This is a genomic window from Pelorhabdus sp. sgz311002 (assembly GCF_056134285.1).
Window position 1 is genome coordinate 138,168 of the sequence record NZ_JBWBCL010000004.1, and the last position, 19,401, is coordinate 157,568.

The 19,401-nt window shown below is 41.1% G+C and carries 17 protein-coding genes; 16 read left to right on the top strand and 1 reads right to left on the bottom strand.

Annotation, left to right across the window (positions count from 1 at the left end; all coding sequences use genetic code 11):
* Nucleotides 1–138: 138 nt before the first annotated feature.
* The 13 genes from abc-f (at nucleotide 139) to AC0NJP_RS08470 (ending at nucleotide 14,393) form a co-directional block, all read left to right on the top strand.
* Nucleotides 139–1,617, top strand: coding sequence for a ribosomal protection-like ABC-F family protein (gene abc-f / locus AC0NJP_RS08410; protein ID WP_474699485.1), 1,479 nt, complete (start codon nucleotides 139–141; stop codon nucleotides 1,615–1,617).
* Between the two features lie 73 nt (nucleotides 1,618–1,690).
* The gene (locus AC0NJP_RS08415; RefSeq protein ID WP_474699486.1) at nucleotides 1,691–2,137 is read left to right on the top strand and encodes an acetyltransferase; all 447 of its coding nucleotides are present in this window, start codon (nucleotides 1,691–1,693) and stop codon (nucleotides 2,135–2,137) included.
* A 48-nt stretch (nucleotides 2,138–2,185) separates the two neighbouring features.
* On the top strand, nucleotides 2,186–3,022 hold the full coding sequence (locus AC0NJP_RS08420; protein ID WP_474699487.1) for an MBL fold metallo-hydrolase: 837 nt from the start codon (nucleotides 2,186–2,188) through the stop codon (nucleotides 3,020–3,022).
* A gap of 158 nt (nucleotides 3,023–3,180) precedes the next feature.
* Nucleotides 3,181–4,902 (top strand): sensor domain-containing diguanylate cyclase, encoded by a 1,722-nt coding sequence (locus AC0NJP_RS08425; protein WP_474699488.1) that lies wholly within the window; start codon nucleotides 3,181–3,183, stop codon nucleotides 4,900–4,902.
* Between the two features lie 179 nt (nucleotides 4,903–5,081).
* Nucleotides 5,082–6,242, top strand: a complete 1,161-nt coding sequence (locus AC0NJP_RS08430; RefSeq protein WP_474699489.1) for a methyl-accepting chemotaxis protein — start codon at nucleotides 5,082–5,084, stop codon at nucleotides 6,240–6,242.
* A 268-nt stretch (nucleotides 6,243–6,510) separates the two neighbouring features.
* On the top strand, nucleotides 6,511–7,812 hold the full coding sequence (locus AC0NJP_RS08435) for an ABC transporter substrate-binding protein (protein WP_474699490.1): 1,302 nt from the start codon (nucleotides 6,511–6,513) through the stop codon (nucleotides 7,810–7,812).
* A gap of 120 nt (nucleotides 7,813–7,932) precedes the next feature.
* Nucleotides 7,933–8,838 carry a carbohydrate ABC transporter permease gene (locus tag AC0NJP_RS08440; protein ID WP_474699491.1) on the top strand — a complete coding sequence of 302 codons (906 nt, stop codon included), beginning with the start codon at nucleotides 7,933–7,935 and terminating at the stop codon, nucleotides 8,836–8,838.
* Complete coding sequence (locus tag AC0NJP_RS08445) at nucleotides 8,828–9,649, top strand: carbohydrate ABC transporter permease (RefSeq protein ID WP_474699492.1); 822 nt, start codon at nucleotides 8,828–8,830, stop codon at nucleotides 9,647–9,649. Before AC0NJP_RS08440 ends, AC0NJP_RS08445 begins: the two co-directional genes overlap by 11 nt.
* 43 nt (nucleotides 9,650–9,692) lie before the next feature.
* Complete coding sequence (locus tag AC0NJP_RS08450; RefSeq protein WP_474699493.1) at nucleotides 9,693–10,778, top strand: ABC transporter ATP-binding protein; 1,086 nt, start codon at nucleotides 9,693–9,695, stop codon at nucleotides 10,776–10,778.
* A 2-nt stretch (nucleotides 10,779–10,780) separates the two neighbouring features.
* A complete protein-coding gene (locus tag AC0NJP_RS08455) occupies nucleotides 10,781–11,575 on the top strand; it encodes a sugar phosphate isomerase/epimerase family protein (protein ID WP_474699494.1) in 795 nt (264 codons plus the stop codon).
* Between the two features lie 236 nt (nucleotides 11,576–11,811).
* On the top strand, nucleotides 11,812–12,234 hold the full coding sequence (locus AC0NJP_RS08460; protein WP_474699495.1) for a MarR family transcriptional regulator: 423 nt from the start codon (nucleotides 11,812–11,814) through the stop codon (nucleotides 12,232–12,234).
* Nucleotides 12,235–12,258: 24 nt separating this feature from the next.
* Entirely contained in the window at nucleotides 12,259–13,455 is a 1,197-nt protein-coding gene (locus tag AC0NJP_RS08465) for an MFS transporter (RefSeq protein WP_474699496.1), read from the top strand.
* A 122-nt stretch (nucleotides 13,456–13,577) separates the two neighbouring features.
* Nucleotides 13,578–14,393: an alpha/beta fold hydrolase gene (locus AC0NJP_RS08470; RefSeq protein WP_474699497.1), complete on the top strand. Its 816-nt coding sequence runs from the start codon at nucleotides 13,578–13,580 to the stop codon at nucleotides 14,391–14,393.
* A gap of 60 nt (nucleotides 14,394–14,453) precedes the next feature.
* Here AC0NJP_RS08470 and AC0NJP_RS08475 read toward each other — a convergent pair whose 3' ends face one another.
* Nucleotides 14,454–15,317 (bottom strand): LysR family transcriptional regulator, encoded by an 864-nt coding sequence (locus AC0NJP_RS08475; RefSeq protein WP_474699498.1) that lies wholly within the window; start codon nucleotides 15,315–15,317, stop codon nucleotides 14,454–14,456.
* A gap of 110 nt (nucleotides 15,318–15,427) precedes the next feature.
* Here AC0NJP_RS08475 and AC0NJP_RS08480 point away from each other — a divergent pair, with 110 nt between their 5' ends.
* The 3 genes from AC0NJP_RS08480 to AC0NJP_RS08490 all read left to right on the top strand — a co-directional run bounded on the left by AC0NJP_RS08480 (nucleotide 15,428) and on the right by AC0NJP_RS08490 (nucleotide 19,111).
* A complete protein-coding gene (locus tag AC0NJP_RS08480) occupies nucleotides 15,428–16,864 on the top strand; it encodes an MFS transporter (protein WP_474699499.1) in 1,437 nt (478 codons plus the stop codon).
* A gap of 95 nt (nucleotides 16,865–16,959) precedes the next feature.
* Nucleotides 16,960–18,213, top strand: coding sequence for a purple acid phosphatase family protein (locus AC0NJP_RS08485; RefSeq protein ID WP_474699500.1), 1,254 nt, complete (start codon nucleotides 16,960–16,962; stop codon nucleotides 18,211–18,213).
* A 37-nt stretch (nucleotides 18,214–18,250) separates the two neighbouring features.
* Entirely contained in the window at nucleotides 18,251–19,111 is an 861-nt protein-coding gene (locus tag AC0NJP_RS08490; protein WP_474699501.1) for an MBL fold metallo-hydrolase, read from the top strand.
* Nucleotides 19,112–19,401: the final 290 nt, after the last annotated feature.

Consider the following 19,401-nt stretch of genomic DNA (forward strand, 5'->3'; position numbering starts at 1 on the left):
AGGCAAGAAAGATACTAATTCTTTTCACTCAAAATATATCCTTGCCATGCCCATTTTAGGGCTTGGTTTTGCTGTATTTATGAGCTGCAAGAAAGTACTTTCTTGCAGCTTTATAATTTTATTACAGGAGGATAATTTATGTCTTTAATAAGTGTTTCAAATGTAAGCTTCGCCTATGATGGCAGTTATGATAACATTTTTGAAAATGTGAGTTTTCAAATTGATACAGATTGGAAATTAGGCTTTATCGGAAGAAATGGTCGAGGCAAGACTACATTTCTCAATTTATTGCTTGGTAAATTTGAATATCGCGGTACGATTAAGGCTAAGGTCAATTTTGAATATTTTCCTTTTACAGTAACTTGCCCTGAAAATAGCACTATGGATGTCATCGAAAGCATTGATCCGGATTGTCTGCAGTGGCAGATCATGCGGGAACTTTCGCTGTTGCAGGTCTCTGAGGATGTTTTGTATCGCCCTTTTGCTACGCTATCTCAGGGAGAGCAAAGCAAAGTGCTGCTTGCTACTTTATTTCTTAAGGAAAATAGTTTCTTACTGATTGATGAGCCGACGAATCACCTGGACATGACCGCTAGAAAAATTGTTAGTGATTATCTAAAAACAAAACATGGCTTTATTTTGGTGTCCCACGATAGAGCTTTTGTCGATCACTGTGTTGACCATATTCTTTCGCTGAATAGAACAAATATTGAAATTCAAAAAGGCAATTTTTCGTCTTGGTGGGACAATAAACAACAACAGGATCGTTTTGAACTTGCCGAAAATGAAAAATTGCGCAAAGACATTACCCGCCTCCAGTCCGCTGCTAAGCGTACAGCCGATTGGTCTGATAAAGTAGAGAAGACCAAAGTAGGTACAAGAAATTCAGGTTTACGGCCAGATCGAGGCTACCTAGGACATAAATCCGCTAGAATGATGCAACGCGCCAAGTCACTAGAAGCAAGACAAGAAGCGGCTATTGACGATAAGTCCAAGCTACTTAAAAATGTTGAAACTTCGGCTCGATTGAAACTTTCCCAAAGTTCTTTTTATGCGGAGCGTCTGGTAGAACTTGATCAAGTAACGATAGATTATGACAGCAAGATCGTATGTGAGAATATAAGTTTTACGATTGAACGAGGGGATCGAGTAGCCCTTTATGGTAAAAATGGTTCAGGAAAATCTAGTCTTATGAAATTAATCTGCAGCGAAGACCTTTCTTATCGGGGGACGCTAAGAAAAGCAAGCCAGCTTCGCATTTCTTATGTCCCGCAGAATACTTCACACCTTACAGGGAATCTTACTGATTACGCCAGAGAGAATGGGATTGATGAAAGTATTTTCAAGGCTACTCTAAGGCAACTTGACTTTTCTCGAGTGCAATTTGAAAAAGATATGGCTCATTTTAGCGGCGGACAAAAGAAAAAAGTGCTGATTGCTAAGAGCCTTTGCGAGAAAGCGCACTTGCATATCTGGGATGAACCACTTAATTTTATTGATGTGATTTCTCGCATGCAAATCGAAGAACTGCTGCTTGATTACTCACCGACCATTTTATTTGTTGAACATGATAGTGAATTTTGTGATAATATTGCAACAAAGATTGTTAGACTCTAAATTTATTGTAAAATGAAATTTGATAGACGGCATAAATGAGTGAGAGAATCTGTGGTAACGAAAGGGGAAAAACATGATTATTCAACCGACTGTAAATGAATATGGTACGTTAATCAAAATTTGGGAAAACGCAGTTCGAGCAACACATGATTTTCTTACAGAAGAGGATATCCAGTTTTATAAACCACTAATTTTGAACGAATATTTTCAACAGGTGAAATTATTTTGTCATAAAGATAGTAAGAATCAAATTACTGGCTTTATGGGTATAGCCGATGGAAATTTAGAAATGTTGTTCATTGATCCTAGATCACGGGGCCAAGGCCTAGGAAAAGCGTTACTGCTTCATGCGATAGAGCAAGAAAAGGTCGAACATGTCGATGTGAATGAGCAGAATGATCAAGCGATTGGTTTTTATAAGCATATAGGATTTCAAGTCATAAGTCGTTCTGAATTGGATGGACAAGGGAAACCATATCCTATTCTGCACATGAAATTGACTACTCACGCGGGGCGTTAACTAATCTAAATAAGAAGAAAGGCGTTAGAAATAACGTAAGAAGTAAAAATGATTCTAAAAGTACTTGTTGATAATAATACGCTCATTGACCGGTATTTTTTCGGCGAACCAGGCGTATCTTACTATATTGAAGAAAGCGGCATAAAGTTGCTATTTGATGTTGGTTATAGCGATGTATTTTTAAAAAATTCCCGTAAGATGAATATTGATTTAGGAGCAATCAATTCGGTTGTGCTTTCACATGGACACAATGACCATACGGGAGGACTCTTTTATTTAATTCAATATTATACGGAGCTTTTTATGGAGCATGGCATATATAACAAGCCCCAACTGATTGCTCATCCTGTGGCGTTTGAGAATAAGTGGGAAGGTCAAGTCGCTATAGGCTCATTAATTAACGAAGATAAATTGAGGCAGCATTTTGATTTAATATTAAGCAAATCAGAGCTATGGCTGACTGACAAGTTAGTTTTTCTAGGTGAAATTGAACGGGAAAATAGCTTTGAAAACCAAAGGTCGGTCGGAACAATTCGCTGTGAAAGCGGCGATGCGCCTGATTTTGTCCTTGACGATTCGGCGTTGGTTTACAAGTCCGTCGACGGTCTAGTTATCATAACAGGCTGTTCTCATGCGGGAATTTGCAATATCATCGAAACAGCGAAAAAAGTTTGTAATGATACAAGAATTGCCGATATTATCGGCGGGTTTCATTTGTTGAATCCTAGTCAAGATTTGCTTGACAAAACGTGTGAATATATGAAGAAAAATAACGTTACCCATATAGCTCCTTGTCATTGTACGGATTTGTCTTCTAAAGTTGAGTTAGCTAAAAATTTTTCGATACAAGAAATTGGTGTTGGCTTTGTCCGGGAATACAAATAATATGAAGAGATACTATATAAAATCCTCCTGGATCAGAGCTGATACAGGAGGATTTGCTTTGAAATGGCCGTAAAAGCAGGGGAATGTTTTTTGATAGCAGGGATTGTAGCTTATTTGCCGAAGAGCTTTTTAACTACTTTAACTATTTGGTGTGTGCGATGGCTAATTTATATGTGCGGAAAATAAGCATATTTTTTTCTCTGATTGTTCTGGTGTTGTTACTGGGGAGTGCGAGCTCCACGTATGACAAAGATCAGAGCTCACAAGTTGGTCCATTCATTTTTAACTTTGACATATTAGAGGATAAAAATGCTGAGGAAGACATACAAACTGTGAGTGATCCCCAAAACGTTTCTCAATTCCGTTACTATAGTAAAAACGCGATCTCCCAAGGAATTTCACCATCGATCTATTGGGTAAGATTTGTGTTGCCAAATAATAATTTAACGGGGGAGAAACGTTTTCTCGAATTTATCAGCCCCAATTTTAGTAAAATTGATATATATTTTCCGACAGGGATAGTGAATGGTACAACGCAGTATACGGTAAAAAAGGTAGGGACTTTTAGACCGACAAGAAATAATGATGTTTTAAATAATACATGGACGATTGCCGTTCCAACGGAATATATGACTGGACAGTTTGTTTATTTACGGTTAGATACGGTATCTGCTTTTCGATTGCCTGTCCGAATTTGGGATGAAAAGGACTTTTTAGCACAGGCTCTTATTAAACATTTAAGTTACGGGATTTTTTTCGGCATAATTATTGCCGCTTTTTTATATAATTTTCTTGCTCTTTATATTTTAAAGGATAAGGCCTATTTCTTTTATGTCTTTTATGTGGCAGCTTCCTTTATTTATCAGATTGCGGCTTGTGGCTATTTGCGACTTTTACTCGATCTAAGTTATCCGATGTATCGAGGGATTTTTTGGGCGTCATTGTCGCTAGCCTTCATGTGTTCTATTTTTTTCACTGGTTTTTTTCTTCGGGTACGTCGCGGTGAAATGATTTGGTTTAGGCTATTGGGCTCGTTTGTGGTTATTGCTTTGCTGGGAGGCGTTTTAGGAGTCTTAGGCTATGAACTTTCGGCGAATCGGATTGCGTATGCTTTGGGAATGACTTTGTCTGTTGCGTTTATGATTTTGGCATTTATTCGCTTTCGACAAGGGTATCAGCCGGCAAGGTTCTATTTGTTGGCTTGGGGCGTATTAGCGGTGGGCGTTTTCATTTGGACTATCTTGCCTTATCGACTTTTTGGTGTCAATGGCTTACTCGTGTCATCCGTAGTTGAAATGTTGTTATTATCCTTGGCACTATCAGAGCGATTTAAGCAATTGAGATTACGAGAGTTAATGCTTACAAAGCATATTGATTACTATAAAGATTTAAGTGATATTGATGAGTTAACAGGACTTTATAATCGACGTGGCTTGAATCGTGTGATCCAAAAAGCCATTAAAACAGCCGCACAGGAGAAGCGTAACTTGTCAATCATGGTCTTAGATATTGATTTTTTTAAAAACTATAATGATAACTATGGTCATTGGCAAGGTGATCAAGTCTTAGTTTCTCTGGGCAACTTACTGTTAAATAATCTTGAAGTAGCTAAAATGGCATTCCGTTATGGCGGCGAAGAATTTGTTGTTTTAGTGATGGATATACAACAGGCGGAAGTGATGAGGATTGCCGAACAAATCCGACAAGATTTTGCTAAAATGGAGTTTACGCCGATTCAAAATCAGAAAGTATCTGTAACATTAAGTATCGGCGTAGCGGCGTTTAAGCCAAGTGATTCTATGGCAAGCTTATTTGAGCGTGCCGATAAGGCTCTATATGATGCGAAAGCGCAGGGGCGGAATCAGGTTGTTCAATTATGACAGAAGTAAAAAAGTATACCGACTATAATTATAAAAAGTCTACGATGAAATTATTCGAATTAGCAGGAAAAAAGTCGAAACAAAAGAATTCATGCAATATAATAGGTGTCATTGCTAAAATTACTTGCGTTTACTCATGGCATAGCTATGAGGATATTAATTAGCGGGAGTGGAATTGTATGGATGATTTTCGTGTGCATCAACAAGACTTGAAATTCCTTCAGGGGTTTTTTGGTATGGCAATCTATGCATTTGAAGATGGTGCTTGTTTTTTTGTAACAGATAAAGAAAAGGTAACCTTTAAATTGGAAAATGGCTTTCATATCCCGGGATTAGAGGTTGGCGGCGGTTTCAGTGACAGCGGCCCAGCGGCGCAGGCGATGAAAGCGCGAAAAGTTATTTCGATTCGTATTTCGCGAGAGGTCTATGGGGTCAGACTCATTGCTATAGCGGGGCCTGTTTGGGATGCTGCAGAATCGGAGGTTGTAGGCGCTTGGGTTCTGCCAATTCCGCGACAGCACACGATTGTAAAGGCTTTTGATTCTTTTGCACCGATTCTCGCAGAATTGATGCCTGAAGGCGCCTTCTTATATTTGAGTGACAGACAAAAGTTTTTAAAACGCCAGTCGTCTAAGAAGTTCGATATGCCAACGATTCAGGCGGGAGACCCAATTCGTCAGGGAAGCACGGCTGATAAAGCGATGAATAGCAATCAACAGTCTTTAGAGGAGATTGACGCTAGTATCTATGGTTTTCCAGTATTAGCTGTATCATCTCCGGTGAGTGATGAAGAAACGAAAGAGGTTGTTGGTTCGTTTGGGATCGCTGTACCCAGAAAATTAGCCCAGGAGTTAAAGCAAGTTGTGCTTTCTTTAGAAGAGGGGCTAGGCGATGTATCAGCGGCAGTAGAGCAGATTACGGCAGCAACTAGTGATATTAACGGGAATCAACAGACCTTACATAAAGAAATCGGGACCGTTGCTGAATTAGTTCAAAAGATTAATGAGGTGATGACTTATATTAAAAACATTGCCGATCAAATCAATATGCTGGGCTTGAATGCCGCCATTGAATCGGCTCGTGCTGGTGAGTTAGGTCGAGGTTTTAGTGTGGTAGCGGAAGAGATTAGAAAACTGTCCGATGTTTCGAAAAATACGGTCTTGCAAATTCGAGAATTAACAGATCAAATTGAACGGTCTATGAATACAACGAAGGCATCGTCGTCGGCAACGCTGACGATTGTACAGCAGACCGCTGCTTCGACGCAGGAAGTGAATGCCAGTATTGAAGAAATGACGGCCATTGCTAAAAACCTTGCCGTTACAGCTAGTGAGTTGTAGGTTGGTTGCAGCCAGATCTTACATTTCAACAGCCTTTGTTTTTAAATTTAATAAAGCTTTGTTATAAAAGGTGTTTTTCTTTGTTGGTAAAGTCTTGCAGAGTTGCTAAGTCAGTAATTCTGTGGGACTTTTTTGTTTGTAATAAGACTCGTATTCTGTTGCTTAGTAAAAATTTACATATTCTTCATCTTATCTTAAAACTTATTGCTCTAATCCTTGTTATACTAAGGCTGAACTTTTAAGAACCTAGAACGAAAGGACGCTGAAGATGAAAAAGAATATTATAAAGAGTATTGCCCTGGCTTTGGTCAGTACGGTCCTGTTAGCTGGTTGCGGAGCGTCTTCAAACTCTGCGGGCAATGGTGACGCTGGGAAAAAGGTTAAAATTGAATATTGGCATTGCAATGCGGAAACCCAGGGGGGCAAAACGGTAGATGAACTCGTCAAGGAATTCAATGCCCAAAGTACGGATGTAGAGGTTGTAGCGCGATATAATCCCGATATGTACAAAGGTTTAATGCAGAACCTGCAAGCCGAAGTAGCCACAGGGAAATCTCCTGCTGTTGTACAAATCGGCTGGGCTTTCCTAGACTATTTTTCCAATAATTTTCAGTACGTAGAGCCGCAAAAGATTATCGACAGAGATTTTTCTGATGATAAAACCTTTTTGCAGGATAAATTTTTACCTAATGTGTTGGGGCTAGCAAAAAATAGCAAGGGTGTTCAGGTTGGGATTCCTTACTCCTTAAGTACGCCGGTATTATATATCAATAAGGATTTACTGCGGCAAGCTGGTTTAAACGAAAATGGCCCGAAGACCTGGGAAGAAGTGATCCAGTTTTCTAAAGTGATTAAAGAAAAGACTGGCAAGTACGGTTTCTATATGCAAGAGCCAGCCGATAATTGGGCGCAGCAGTCTCTGATCGAGAGTAATGGCGCAAAGATGATTACGGATGGTAAAGCAAGCTTCGCGTCGGAAGACGGGATTAAGGCTTATCAAGCGTATGCTGACATGGTGACAAAAGATAAATCAGCGCTGCATATTTCTTGGGGAGAAGGCGTACAGTCCTTTATTGATGGCAATGTGGCGATGCTCTATACCACGATTGCGCAGCGAGCGAATGTTCAAAAAGGGGCTAAATTTGATGTTGCAGCGGTAAGTTCTCCTGTATGGCAGGGAAAACCAAGACGATTACCAGCAGGCGGCTGTTTCCTCGCGATTACGGCACAAAAACCAGAAGAGCAAAAAGCTGCTTGGGAGTTTATGAAGTTTTTGTATAGTGTAAAATCGATGGCGGAATGGACGAAGGGAACTGGCTATGTACCACCGCGTAATGATGTAGCTGAGGCCCCGGATGGTCTGAAAGATTTCTTAGCGAAAAATCAAATGATGGTTGCTGCCACTTCGCAGATGGATGGCGTGGTACCTTGGGCATCCTTCCCTGGTGACGCTGGCTTGCAAGCGGAACAGATTTTGCTTGATGTACGTGATCGGATTTTACAAGGCACAACTCCTGTTCGTGAAGGCTTGACAGAAGCGCAGAATAAGATCAATGCGTTGCTTAAATAACGATTGATTATTATTGGGAGAATTGTGAAAACGGTGGCGCCAGAAAGTCATTCTGGACCATCGTTTTCACGTATTTAGGTTCAAAATTCGTAAGAAAGATCGGAACAAAGGGGTGAGAGCGTGGATAAAAAGCAAAAGCTTTGTGGCATCAAGCGCAGCACTTTGTGGGCCTGTGGCTTGATACTTCCTTCCTTGCTGGTTTTTACAATATTTATGTTTTATCCGCTGATGTATACGGTTTATTTAAGCTTTTTTGACTGGAATATGATTAAACCTTTCAAAACCTTTGTGGGATGGGCCAATTATGCGGCTGTCTTTCAAGATCCGCTTACTTATGTAGTACTTAGAAATACGTTAGCTTATCTGGTCATTTTGTTGCTGCTTAACTGCGCCGCTCCTTATGTACTTGCCTTTGTTCTATCCTTTGTGGTTAAGCGGGGGCGAGGCTTTTATAAAAGCGCCTTTTTTCTACCAAGTGTGATTTCACTCGTTGTTGGCTCCATATTGTATTTGTGGATACTCAATCCTATATCAGGGCCAGTGGCGATACTTGCTAAATATTGCGGTATAGTCCTGCCTGTCTGGAGTAAGACACCAGGGCTGGTGATTATGGTGCTAAGTCTGATTACAACTTGGAAAATATTTGGCTATAATTTCATCGTTATATTTGGCGGCGTAACCGGTGTACCTCAGGAAGTGATTGAAGCTGCCCGTATCGACAATGTGCCGCTGCACCGGATTTTTTGGGATATTGTATTGCCCATGAGCGGTGCTACGGGGATCTATATTTTTATTATCACCATAGTGCAGGGACTGCAGTATGTATTTACGCCGATCAAGGTAGTGACGCAAGGCGGGCCTGATAATGCCAGTTCGAATTTGATCTACAATGTCTACCAAGAGGCCTTTACTTTTTATCATACCGGCGTGGCTTCAGCCTTTGCTATTATAACGATGGTGCTGTTTGTAGCCTTACTCTTGCTGGAATTCAAGTATGTAGAGAAGGGTATCTATTATGAAAAATAATCAACAGTATACGTGGCACGTGTTGTTAGGGATTGCCTTGTTTTGCTCGCTTATGCCCATTGTTTTTGCTGTCTCTAGTTCCTTCAAAGAACTCAGTGAGGCCTATAGTAACGTGTTGGGCCTTATTCCCCAGCACCCAACGTTCAATAATTATACGCAGGTTTTTTCGCAGCTTCCTTTTGGGCGCATTGCCACGAACACCTTTCTCGTTGCCGCAACAGTTACGGTATTTCAGATCATTACGAGTGTGCTGGCGGCTTACTCTTTTGTATATTTTGAATTTAAGGGGAAAAATGTGCTGTATTTTGTCTTGATTAGCACGATCTTTATTCCTTTTACGGTTACGATGATTCCCAACTATCTCACTGTATCGCAGTTAGGTTTTAGGGATCATATTATCGGTGTTATTTTACCGCAGCTTAGTGATGCGACGGGGATTTTTCTGATTCGCCAAGCCATGCGAACCATTCCGTATTCTTTGGTGGAGGCCGCTCGGCTGGAACAGGCCGGACACATGCAGATCCTCTGGGATATTATCCTTCCTTTAATTAAACCAGCCGTGGTGTCCACAGCGATTATGTTTTTTATTAACTCCTGGAATGAATTTGTCTGGCCAGTCATGATCTTAAAAGATAAGATGAATTTTACGCTGCCGCTGGCCTTGCAGTTATTTATCAGTGCCGAAGGCGGTACGGATTTTACGTTGGCTATGGCTGTAGCGGTGATTACTATGGTGATTCCTTTAGTACTTTATCTCATTTTCCAACGTTATATTATTAGCACTTTTACTTCCTCGGGCGTAAAAGGGTAGACTCCTATCGAGCTAGATCAGTAGTGAAGAAAGGCGGGCAGACATGAAAGAAATTATTTTTGAAAATGTGTGTAAATCCTACGAAAAAGCAACAGTCATCGATCACTTAAACCTGACGATTCGTCCTGGTGAACGGCTGATTTTGCTCGGGGCCTCAGGGTGCGGTAAGTCGACTACTTTGCGGCTGATTGCCGGGTTGGAAGAGATTACTTCAGGTAACTTGTATATGAACGGGCAAAAAGTGAATGATGTGGACAGTGGCGCCCGTAATGTAAGTATGGTCTTTCAAAATTACGCTCTGTTTCCTCATATGACAGTCGCTGAGAATATTATTTATGGGTTGAAGGTGCAGAAACTGCCGCAGGCCGAAATGAAGGAACGGCTGCAGACAGCGCTGCAGATGTTGGAACTCACGGGTCTGGAGAACCGAAAACCCAAGGACTTATCAGGTGGTCAGCGACAACGAGTAGCTTTGGCGAGAGCTGTTGTCAAACGCAGCGACGTGCTGTTACTTGATGAGCCGCTTTCGAATCTCGATGCTCAACTACGTGGTCATGCGCGAAAAGAACTCGTTAAAATTCATCAGGCTTATGGCCAGACTTTTGTTTATGTAACTCATGACCAGGTAGAGGCCATGACCGTAGGCGAGCGGATTGTTCTCATGGATAAAGGTCGCCTGCAAATGATTGATACGCCGCATAATGTATATCATCGGCCAGCTAACGTATTTACTGCTAAATTTATCGGCGCGCCGCCTATGAATATTTTTACGGCAGTCTATGAGAATCGACTATTACGGTTAGGCAGTCAGACGGTTTCCTTGTCAAATGCCTGGAATGATTATATTGGCAAGATCGGTTGCAACCTGATCTATCTGGGTATTCGACCGGAGCATATTCAATTGCAGACAGAACCCGTAGAAAATGCTTTTGCCGGAACCGTAAAGTATATTGAAGAATACGGAAATCGCTGCGGTATTTACTTTGAAATCGAAGGCGCCGAGGCAATTGCGATTTGCGATCAAACGAGTTTGCAGCCAGGTCAGCCAGTATGGTTTGCGCCAGATGCCGCTCAACTGCATGTTTTTGATAATCAAACAACAGCCAATATTGGCTATCCCGAGGTGTAATTATGAATTTATATATTAGTACGAATATGTATGGGCCGGAAGACTTGCCTAATATTTTCCCCCTACTAGCAGCTTCTCAAGCAGAGTGTCTGGGGATTGAACTTTTTCCGGAGTGGCATGATCCGGTATTTTCTACGGTTATTGAAAAATATGACGAGGCGTTTAGCCAATATCCGATCTCCTTACATGGCCCCTATTATCGCACCGAACATAGTAAACCGATAGGCAGTAAGGAATATCTCCAAGCCATGGATTTCTTTCAGAAAACTATTCAATTATCGCAGCAGTTTGATAGCAAATATATTGTATATCATCATAATAACTGCCGCGTTGCTGCTAACGAACGTGATGAAATGGTGCGTGTTGCCGACGAAAACTTAAAGCAACTTAGTGAAGTGGCCAAGCCGTTTGGCGCTCAAATCATTGTTGAAAATGCCGGTGTTTTATCGCAAGGTAACATGCTTTTCGATGAGGCTCAGTTTATCCAAATGGCGCAGGAAATTTCGCAAGCTATTTTAATTGATATTGGTCATGCCCATGCGAATGGTTGGAATTTGGAGCGACTGATCGAAAAACTAGCTCATAAAATTATAGCCTATCATGTGCATAATAATGATGGGAGAGAGGATCAGCATAATCGTATTTTAGATGGAACACTTGATTTTGATCGATTTCTAACTTTATATAAAAAGTTTACGCCGCAGGCCGATCTTGTTATTGAATATGGGAAACATTGTGCGCAAGATACTGCCGGTATTCTTGCTGATGCAGCCTATATTCGTGAGAAACTACGGTAGGAAGAGATGGTTGGTGTGACTCCGGGAATTTATATAAAGTCCGTAAAATAATAAGAATAAAAACGATTTTTAGGAAGCTGCCAGCGTATTTGAGTTGGCAGTTTTTTTTATAACTATAATTATTATTTTGAAAAAATGTTTACATGGAAACAAAATAGGAGTATGATTATATTGTTTCCATAGAAACAAAGGAGGAGATCGTTATTATAGACTATAATGTGGCGATTATAAAATCGTTGGCGAGGATACAAGAACGGGCTGGTATTTTTGAGCATCACCACGCCGACGTTATTGGTGTCGCCACTTTGGCGGAAGCGCATTGTATTGATAAAATCGGTTCGATCGAGTACGCCAATGTTACCAAGGTAGCGGCGGAAATGGGTATGACACGGGGCGCCATAAGTAAGATCACGAAAAAACTGCTCAATAAGAAGTTAATTGCTAGTTACCAAAAGCCAGACAATAATAAGGAAATTTACTTTTCTTTGACGCAGCTGGGCAAGCAAGCCTATGAAGCCCATAAAACGTGTCACGAGCAGATCAGAAAAGAAAAATTAGCGATTTTATCAACATATAGTGAAAGTGAACAAGTGATTATTCTGCGGTTTTTGAATGAAATGAATCAAAATTACGATAAAAAAATGGCGGAAGAAGAGTAATTTAGCTATAAAGGGGCTGAAGATATGAATCGAAATTATGTGTATGTAGTCGCATTAGGGCATTTTTTCTGCGATATTGGCATGGGAGCCTTGCCAGCGATTTTACCGTACTTTATTTTACAGTATGGCATGGATTATCAATCCGTGGCAGGTCTTATGTTTGCCTCCTGTTTTTTATCTTCCGTAGTACAACCGACCTTTGGCTGGTTGGCTGACCGTACATCTAAGACTTGGCTTATGTCGTTGGGGATTTTTTTGTCAGGGGCAGCTATGGGGCTTGCTGGCCTCTTTACAAATTACTGGGCGATTTTTGCCGTCGTAACAGTGAGTGGTATTGGCAGTGCTATTTTTCATCCCGAGGCGGCTAGAATGATTCACAAGCTTTCGGGTACGAAGCGTGGTACGGCGTTGAGTATTTTTTCCGTAGGCGGTAACGGCGGTTTTGCTGCTGGCCCGGTTGTTGTTGTTGCGGCAATCAGCGCTTTTGGCATGGCAGGAACGACGGTATTTTGTGTGCTGGCGGCTACAATGTCTATCGCTTTATTGCTAGTTGTTCCCAAGATGAAAGCCTATATCGAGAAAAATGTTGTAACGACTGCAGGCGGGTCAGTCAATAGCGCGACATCTTCTCAGCAATTTCAAAACGATTGGAGTTCCTTTGCTCGTTTGACCTTGCTTATTATTTTTAGTTCAATTGTTATTTGCGGTTTGCGCAGTTTTATTCCGCTTTATCTAGTCAAGGTTACTGGTCTTTCTGCAGCAGCGGCTAGCTCAGCCTTAACGATACTATTTATGTTTGGCGTAGTGACTACGTTGATCGGAGGAATACTAGCTGATAAAATCGGTTATTTGAAGGTTGTGCAGCTTAGTTATGGACTCTTAGCGCCGATGATTGGTTTATTATCGCAGTCGACGAGTGTGTTTGCTTGCTATGCTTTAATGATTCCCATTGGTTTTGCTATGTTTTCGCCCTTTAGTTCTATTGTTGTGTTAGGACAGAGTTATTTAGCGCGTAGCATTGGTTTTGCTTCAGGTGTGACGCTAGGTCTTAGCTTCAGCGTCGGCGGTATCTTTGTTCCGCTCATTGGCCGATTCGCCGATACGTATGGGTTGACAGCTACGATGGAGCTTTTAACAGCTTTTGCCTTAGGCGCTGCATTCTGCTCAATTTTTTTATCGCAGCCGATCAAGAACGAAGTAAGCAAAGCAAAAGCTATGTAATAGAGAAGATTGCTAGGTCATGTTAATAATAAGTGAATACAAAAAAGTGCGCTGATTTAGCGCACTTTTTTTGTATTTGAATAAACTGTAAGAGACAGTTTATTGGGCAGAGGAGTGAGTGTATGGGCTATTATGTTAAAGCAGAAAAGGATGTAAAAATCTATGTGGAAGATATAAACCCGACAGGACGTGAAACGATACTATTTATTCATGGATGGCCAGCAAACCATAAGATGTTCGAATACCAATATTCGGAGCTTGCTTGTAGAGGCTATCGTTGTATCGGTGTTGATACAAGAGGTTTTGGCAAATCAGATAAGCCCTTTCACGGCTATTCTTATGATCGGTTGGCAGATGATATTCGTTGTGTGATTAATGCACTGGAGCTAAGAAATATTGTTCTAGCTGGTCACTCTACTGGCGGGGCAATTGCTATACGCTATATGGCGCGCCACCAGGGGCACGGTGTAGCCAAACTGGCGCTGTTTGCCGCCGCAGCGCCGAGTCTGATTCAGCGGCCTGATTTTCCTTATGGAGTAAAGCGGGAAGTTGTACTAAAAATTATTCAAGATACATGCCAAGATCGTCCGAATATGTTAGTTGGTTTTGGCAATCTGTTTTTCTTTCAACATGTGACGCAAGCCTTTTCTGATTGGTTTTTCCAGCTTGGTTTGGAAGCGGCTGGTTGGTCTACTGTGGCAATAGCCAAGACCTGGCTTGATGAAACTCAATTATTCGCGGACTTAAGGCAGATTTGCGTTCCCACGTTAATCCTTCACGGGATTCATGATCAAATTGTTCGCTTCGAGTTAGGCGAGATCCAAAATCAAGCGATAAGAAATTCCAAGTTGATTCCTTTGCAATACAGTGGTCATGGAGCATTCTACGATGAGCGTGAAAAGTTTAATCATGAGTTGATTGGTTTTATTAAAGCATAGACTTTGTTGTTGTCTCAGTCTCTCTTTGGAGGTTGAGGCTTTTTATTTTCATTACAAATCTTATTTAGAGTGCGTTATATTTTTAACCAGAACGATAAATTCTTTTAAAGCCTTTGTCATTATGGTGTCCTTATGGCGTATTAGAAAGGTTTGCGAAAGACTATATTCTGGCGGGACTGTAAATGTTTTTAGCATACCCATTGTCTCATAATAACTAACTGTTGAATGGGGTACTAAGGATACTCCTAATCCGGCGATTACACCACTAATAATGGCATCAATATTGTTAAACTCCATGAAGCGGGGATGATTTACACCGTTGACTTTTAGCCATTTTTCGAGCTGAATTCGACAAGGGCAGTTAGGCGGATTCATTAGAAAAGATTGGGAGTAGACATCTGTCGATGTGGTAATTAATGGATGGGTAATGAGGACAAGTCTATCCTCTAAGATCAACTCGCTTATTAAATTTTCGTGTTGTACTGGTACGGTAATAAAAGCGCTATCTAATTGAAAATGCAATATCTTTTCTACTAGCTCCTCAGTTTGACCTGTCGTAAGCGATAAGGCTATTTGAGGAATTTGTTGATGATAGTTAGTTAAAATTTTAGGAAGGTTTATTGTAGAGAAAGTCTGGTTGGCGCCGATTTTGAGCTCTCCGCTTAATTCATCAGCGTTTATTAAAACTTGGTTCGCTTCAGCAAGTAAATGTAATATTTTTTCGGCGTACTGTAATAATATTTCACCCTTTGGGGTTAATATCATGCCCCGCTGCCGATAGAAGAGCGGACTTTGTAGTTCTTCTTCTAATTGTTGGATTCTCGCTGTGATATTTGATTGCACATAGCCTAATTGTTGAGCTGCTTTTGTAACGCTGCCAGTGTGAGCTACTGTACGAAAAATTCGCAGATCATGACTTTCCATTCACATCACCCTACATATCATTTTAAATGAAGTATTAAATCACATATATTCATTTTACTTGATTCATATTTCTGTGTAAACTATAAAATAAAAAAGTGAAGGGGAAACTTATGAAGCATCTGCATAAAAAATGGTTTATTTTAGCGGTTATTACGCTAGTTTCTTTTATTACAAATCTCGATGCGACCATAGTTATCATTGGTCTGCCTGCTCTGATGGAAGGATTGCATATTTCTGTTGTTACGGGAACTTGGATCATTACTTCGTATCTTATTACAAGTACGACTTTTTTGTTGCCGGCCGGGCGTTGGGCGGATTTGTGGGGCACAAAGCGAATTTTTATTGCGGGATTGGCAATTTTTACTGTTGCTACGGCTTTATGCGGTGTAGCAGATACGGGAGTCATCCTAATTTTTTTCCGTTTTATAAAAGGTATTGGCGCAGCTTTGGCGTTGGCTACAGCGACTCCAATCATGATGAAAAGTTTCCCATCCCATCAACTTGGGCTGGCTATCGGCTTAAATTCTACATCTTGGATTATTGGATCTCTCGCGGGCCCTGTAGCAGGCGGATTTCTCATTGAACAATTTAGCTGGTCAGCTATCTTTTTGGTTACTGTTCCATTTGGTATCGCAGGAATCATAGCAGCGTGGTTTCTTCTTGATGATACTTTTATTCGGATTCGCAATAAAACGGATTGGAAAGGCGTGATAACCTTTGGTTTGGGGCTTATTTCGCTGCTAAGTGTTTTGTCCGAGGGACAATCTTTAGGGTGGGGATCAGTGCCGATTCTTTCTTTGCTGATTATTTCTGTTATATCAGGAATTTCCTTTATACGTGTTGAACTGATCAATCCTTGTCCTTTATTTAATTTAAAACTTTTTCGCAATACACGCTATACAGCCGGACTAGGTATTACAATCACTTACTGCATCGCTTATTTCGCTGTTTCATTTCTTATTACGTTCTACCTGCAGGGTATTTTGCAGGTAACGCCGCAAACGGCTGGGATGTTAATGATTCCACTTTCGGCGCCACAACTGCTAATGGGGCCGATTGGCGGGATTTTTGCTGATCGTTTTGGTTCTTTGCGCATGATATATATAGGTATTACTTTATTAATTAGCGTTACTTATGTGTTAGGAACCATAACGGAACAGTTTTCTATTGTGGCACTTATTGTTTCGTTAACAATTCTTTCGATAGCCAATGGCCTTTCCTGGCCGGCGTTGGCAAAATTAGTGCTATCATCAGGTTCGACAGAGCAGGCGGGGGCTATTTCAGGCATGTTTTATACAGTATATAATGTAGGCAGAGCTTTAAGTCAGCCATTAGCGATAGCTGCGATGCAATTTGTTATACCAGCTGATATGGTTTCAAAAGTATTAGATAAGGCAATTCCTATTGATAATATTAGCAAGGTTCTATTTACAGGATCTATCAACACCGCGTTTCATTTGGTTTGTTTTATTTTTATACTTTCGCTATGCATTACCTTATTTTTAGATTGGCAAATGAAATATCAAGTGCGTAATGAAAATTCTTAATGCAGTAAGGCCACTTTTAGAGCAGGATTTGTTAAATCGTTGCTAGAAGTACCCCCCATAACTAAAATTAAGAGCTTGTTTTGGGGAGGCTGAGGATGCTAAAACAGCAACTGGAAGTGTTACTTAAGCGAAAGCGGTTTTTTCTGGCTTTCATCGGTATTGCAGTTTTGCTATATGGGATCACTCTCCCTCCATTTCGTTTACAACCTCGTAACATAATGCTTACTTGGACCGGCGCGCCAGATTCTACACAGACCATTTCCTGGCAGTCAGGCCGCCATGCTGCTTCAGGCAAGGTCGAATATGCTCCGATTGATGAGGCGAGCCATCCGCTTTTACAGGAGGCTATTGCCAGTAAAGTAGATACTGACGGCGGGATGATTTGCACCTATGCCGCTGAGCTAAAAGACCTTAAATCGGAAACTACCTATCGATATCGCGTCGGGAATGGCTTTTTTTGGAGTTCCTATTATACGTTTACCACAGCTCCTAGCAAGGTAAGACCTTTTAAGTTTTTGCTGTTTGGCGATTCGCAGGGGAATTCTTATCGTGTATGGCACAAAACTTTACGAACTGCTTATGACAGCAATCGCGATGCTTCGTTTCTCATCAATATAGGGGATTTAGTGGATATCGGCCTTAATTACGAACAGTGGGATGATTGGTTTCAAGCAGGTCGAAAGGTGATTGATACAATCCCAGTTATGGCGGTCATGGGAAATCACGAGACGTATACCAGCGACTGGAAGATTGCTCGGCCTTTGCTATATACAGCTTTTTTCCGTCTGCCCGCTAATGGTCCGGAAGCATTGCGGGGCAAAGTATATTCCTTTGATTATGGCGACGCTCATTTTTCAATCCTTGATAGTCAAGTGCAGGAAGAAGCAGCGTGGCTGCCAGATATGCTGGCGTTGCAACAAGCCTGGCTGGAGCAAGACTTAGCAAAAACACAGAAACGTTGGAAGTTGGTATTGCTCCATAGACCGCTTTATCATAATCGTCCGAGCGAAGGCGATCAGGATTTGCGTGATACCTTTGCACCGTTATTGGATCGTTATAAGGTAGATGTTGTTTTTTCTGGCCATGATCATGTTTATGCGCGATCTTATCCGATCTTTGCCAGTCAGTGGAGCAATGAACAAGGTAACGGTACTGTGTATTTTACTAGTGGACGAAGCGGCAAAAAGACGTTTCCCCGTGCCGTGGCAAAAGATTGGGATGCCCTATTTTATAACCCTGTGGACGAACCGAATTATTTAACTATTGAAGTGAGTAAGCAGAATATAACTGTTACAGCATTTTCTTTAAATGGCGATATTATTGATGCATGGAGCAAACACAAAAATTAATGATAAATAGGGTAAATGTAATAAGGAGAGTGGTGACATGAAAGTAGGCGATTACACAGTTTTCGTATTATCAGATGGCATCAATCGGCGGACTTTGGCGCAGCAGGCCGAGTTATTGCAAGGCGACAAGGCGGAGATGCAAGCCGCTCTAGCCAAAGCGTATCCTTTAGGTGAGATCGAATCGACAGTCAATGCGTTTTTAATTTGCCGCGGCGAGAAACTGGTATTAATTGATACAGGCAATGGAACGTTTGGCGCTCCCACAATGGGGAAAGTCGTTGACAATCTGCGGTTGATCGGATATCAGCCAGAACAAATTCATGAGATTTATTTGACGCACATGCATGGCGACCATGTTGGCGGGCTGGTTACTGCAACAGGAGAGCCTGTTTTTGCAAACGCAACGGTTTATGCGAATGAATATGAAGCTGCTTATTGGCTTGATATGAATCATTTTGATTCCGCACCGGAAGCAACGAATCGGACTTTCCATACGGTAAAAGCGGCGTTAGCTCCTTATCAACAAGCGGATAGGTTCAAGACCTTTCAGGGAAATTGCCAATTATCTATGGGGATTCATGTTAGAGATTTATTTGGTCATACGCCGGGACATACCGCTTTTTGTATTGAAAGTCAGGGGAAAACCTTGGTTTTATGGGGCGATATCATCCATGTAGCCGCGATTCAATTTTACGATCCTGCTGTAACTATTGCTTATGATAATGACAAACAGGCGGCAGCTAGCATTCGTCAGCACATTTTGGCGGAGGCGGCACGGCAGCGTTGGCTTGTTGGCGGCGCCCACTTTGCTTCACCAGGTTTTGGATATGTACAAGCCCAAAAGAGCGAAAATAAGAAGTATCGTTTTATTGCAATCGAAGATGACGAGGACATTTAACTACATAAACATATAAGAATCGGTTAGGTTAGGCGAAACAGGGAACTATTTGGTTGATGATAAATAGTTCCCTGTTTTTTTTGCAATACCTCAATTGCATATTGTGAAATTACTTACAAGTTTTGATTGACAAAAGATGTGAAATAGAGTAATTTATTAACTGAGAAGAGTTATTGATACTAATTAATAATAAATATTAATTAAGTAGAACCGATTCAATAAGTTCAGGCAAAACTCTTACATGTGGAAACCTAGTGATCTTAAACTTTAGGATCACTGCTAAATAAAAA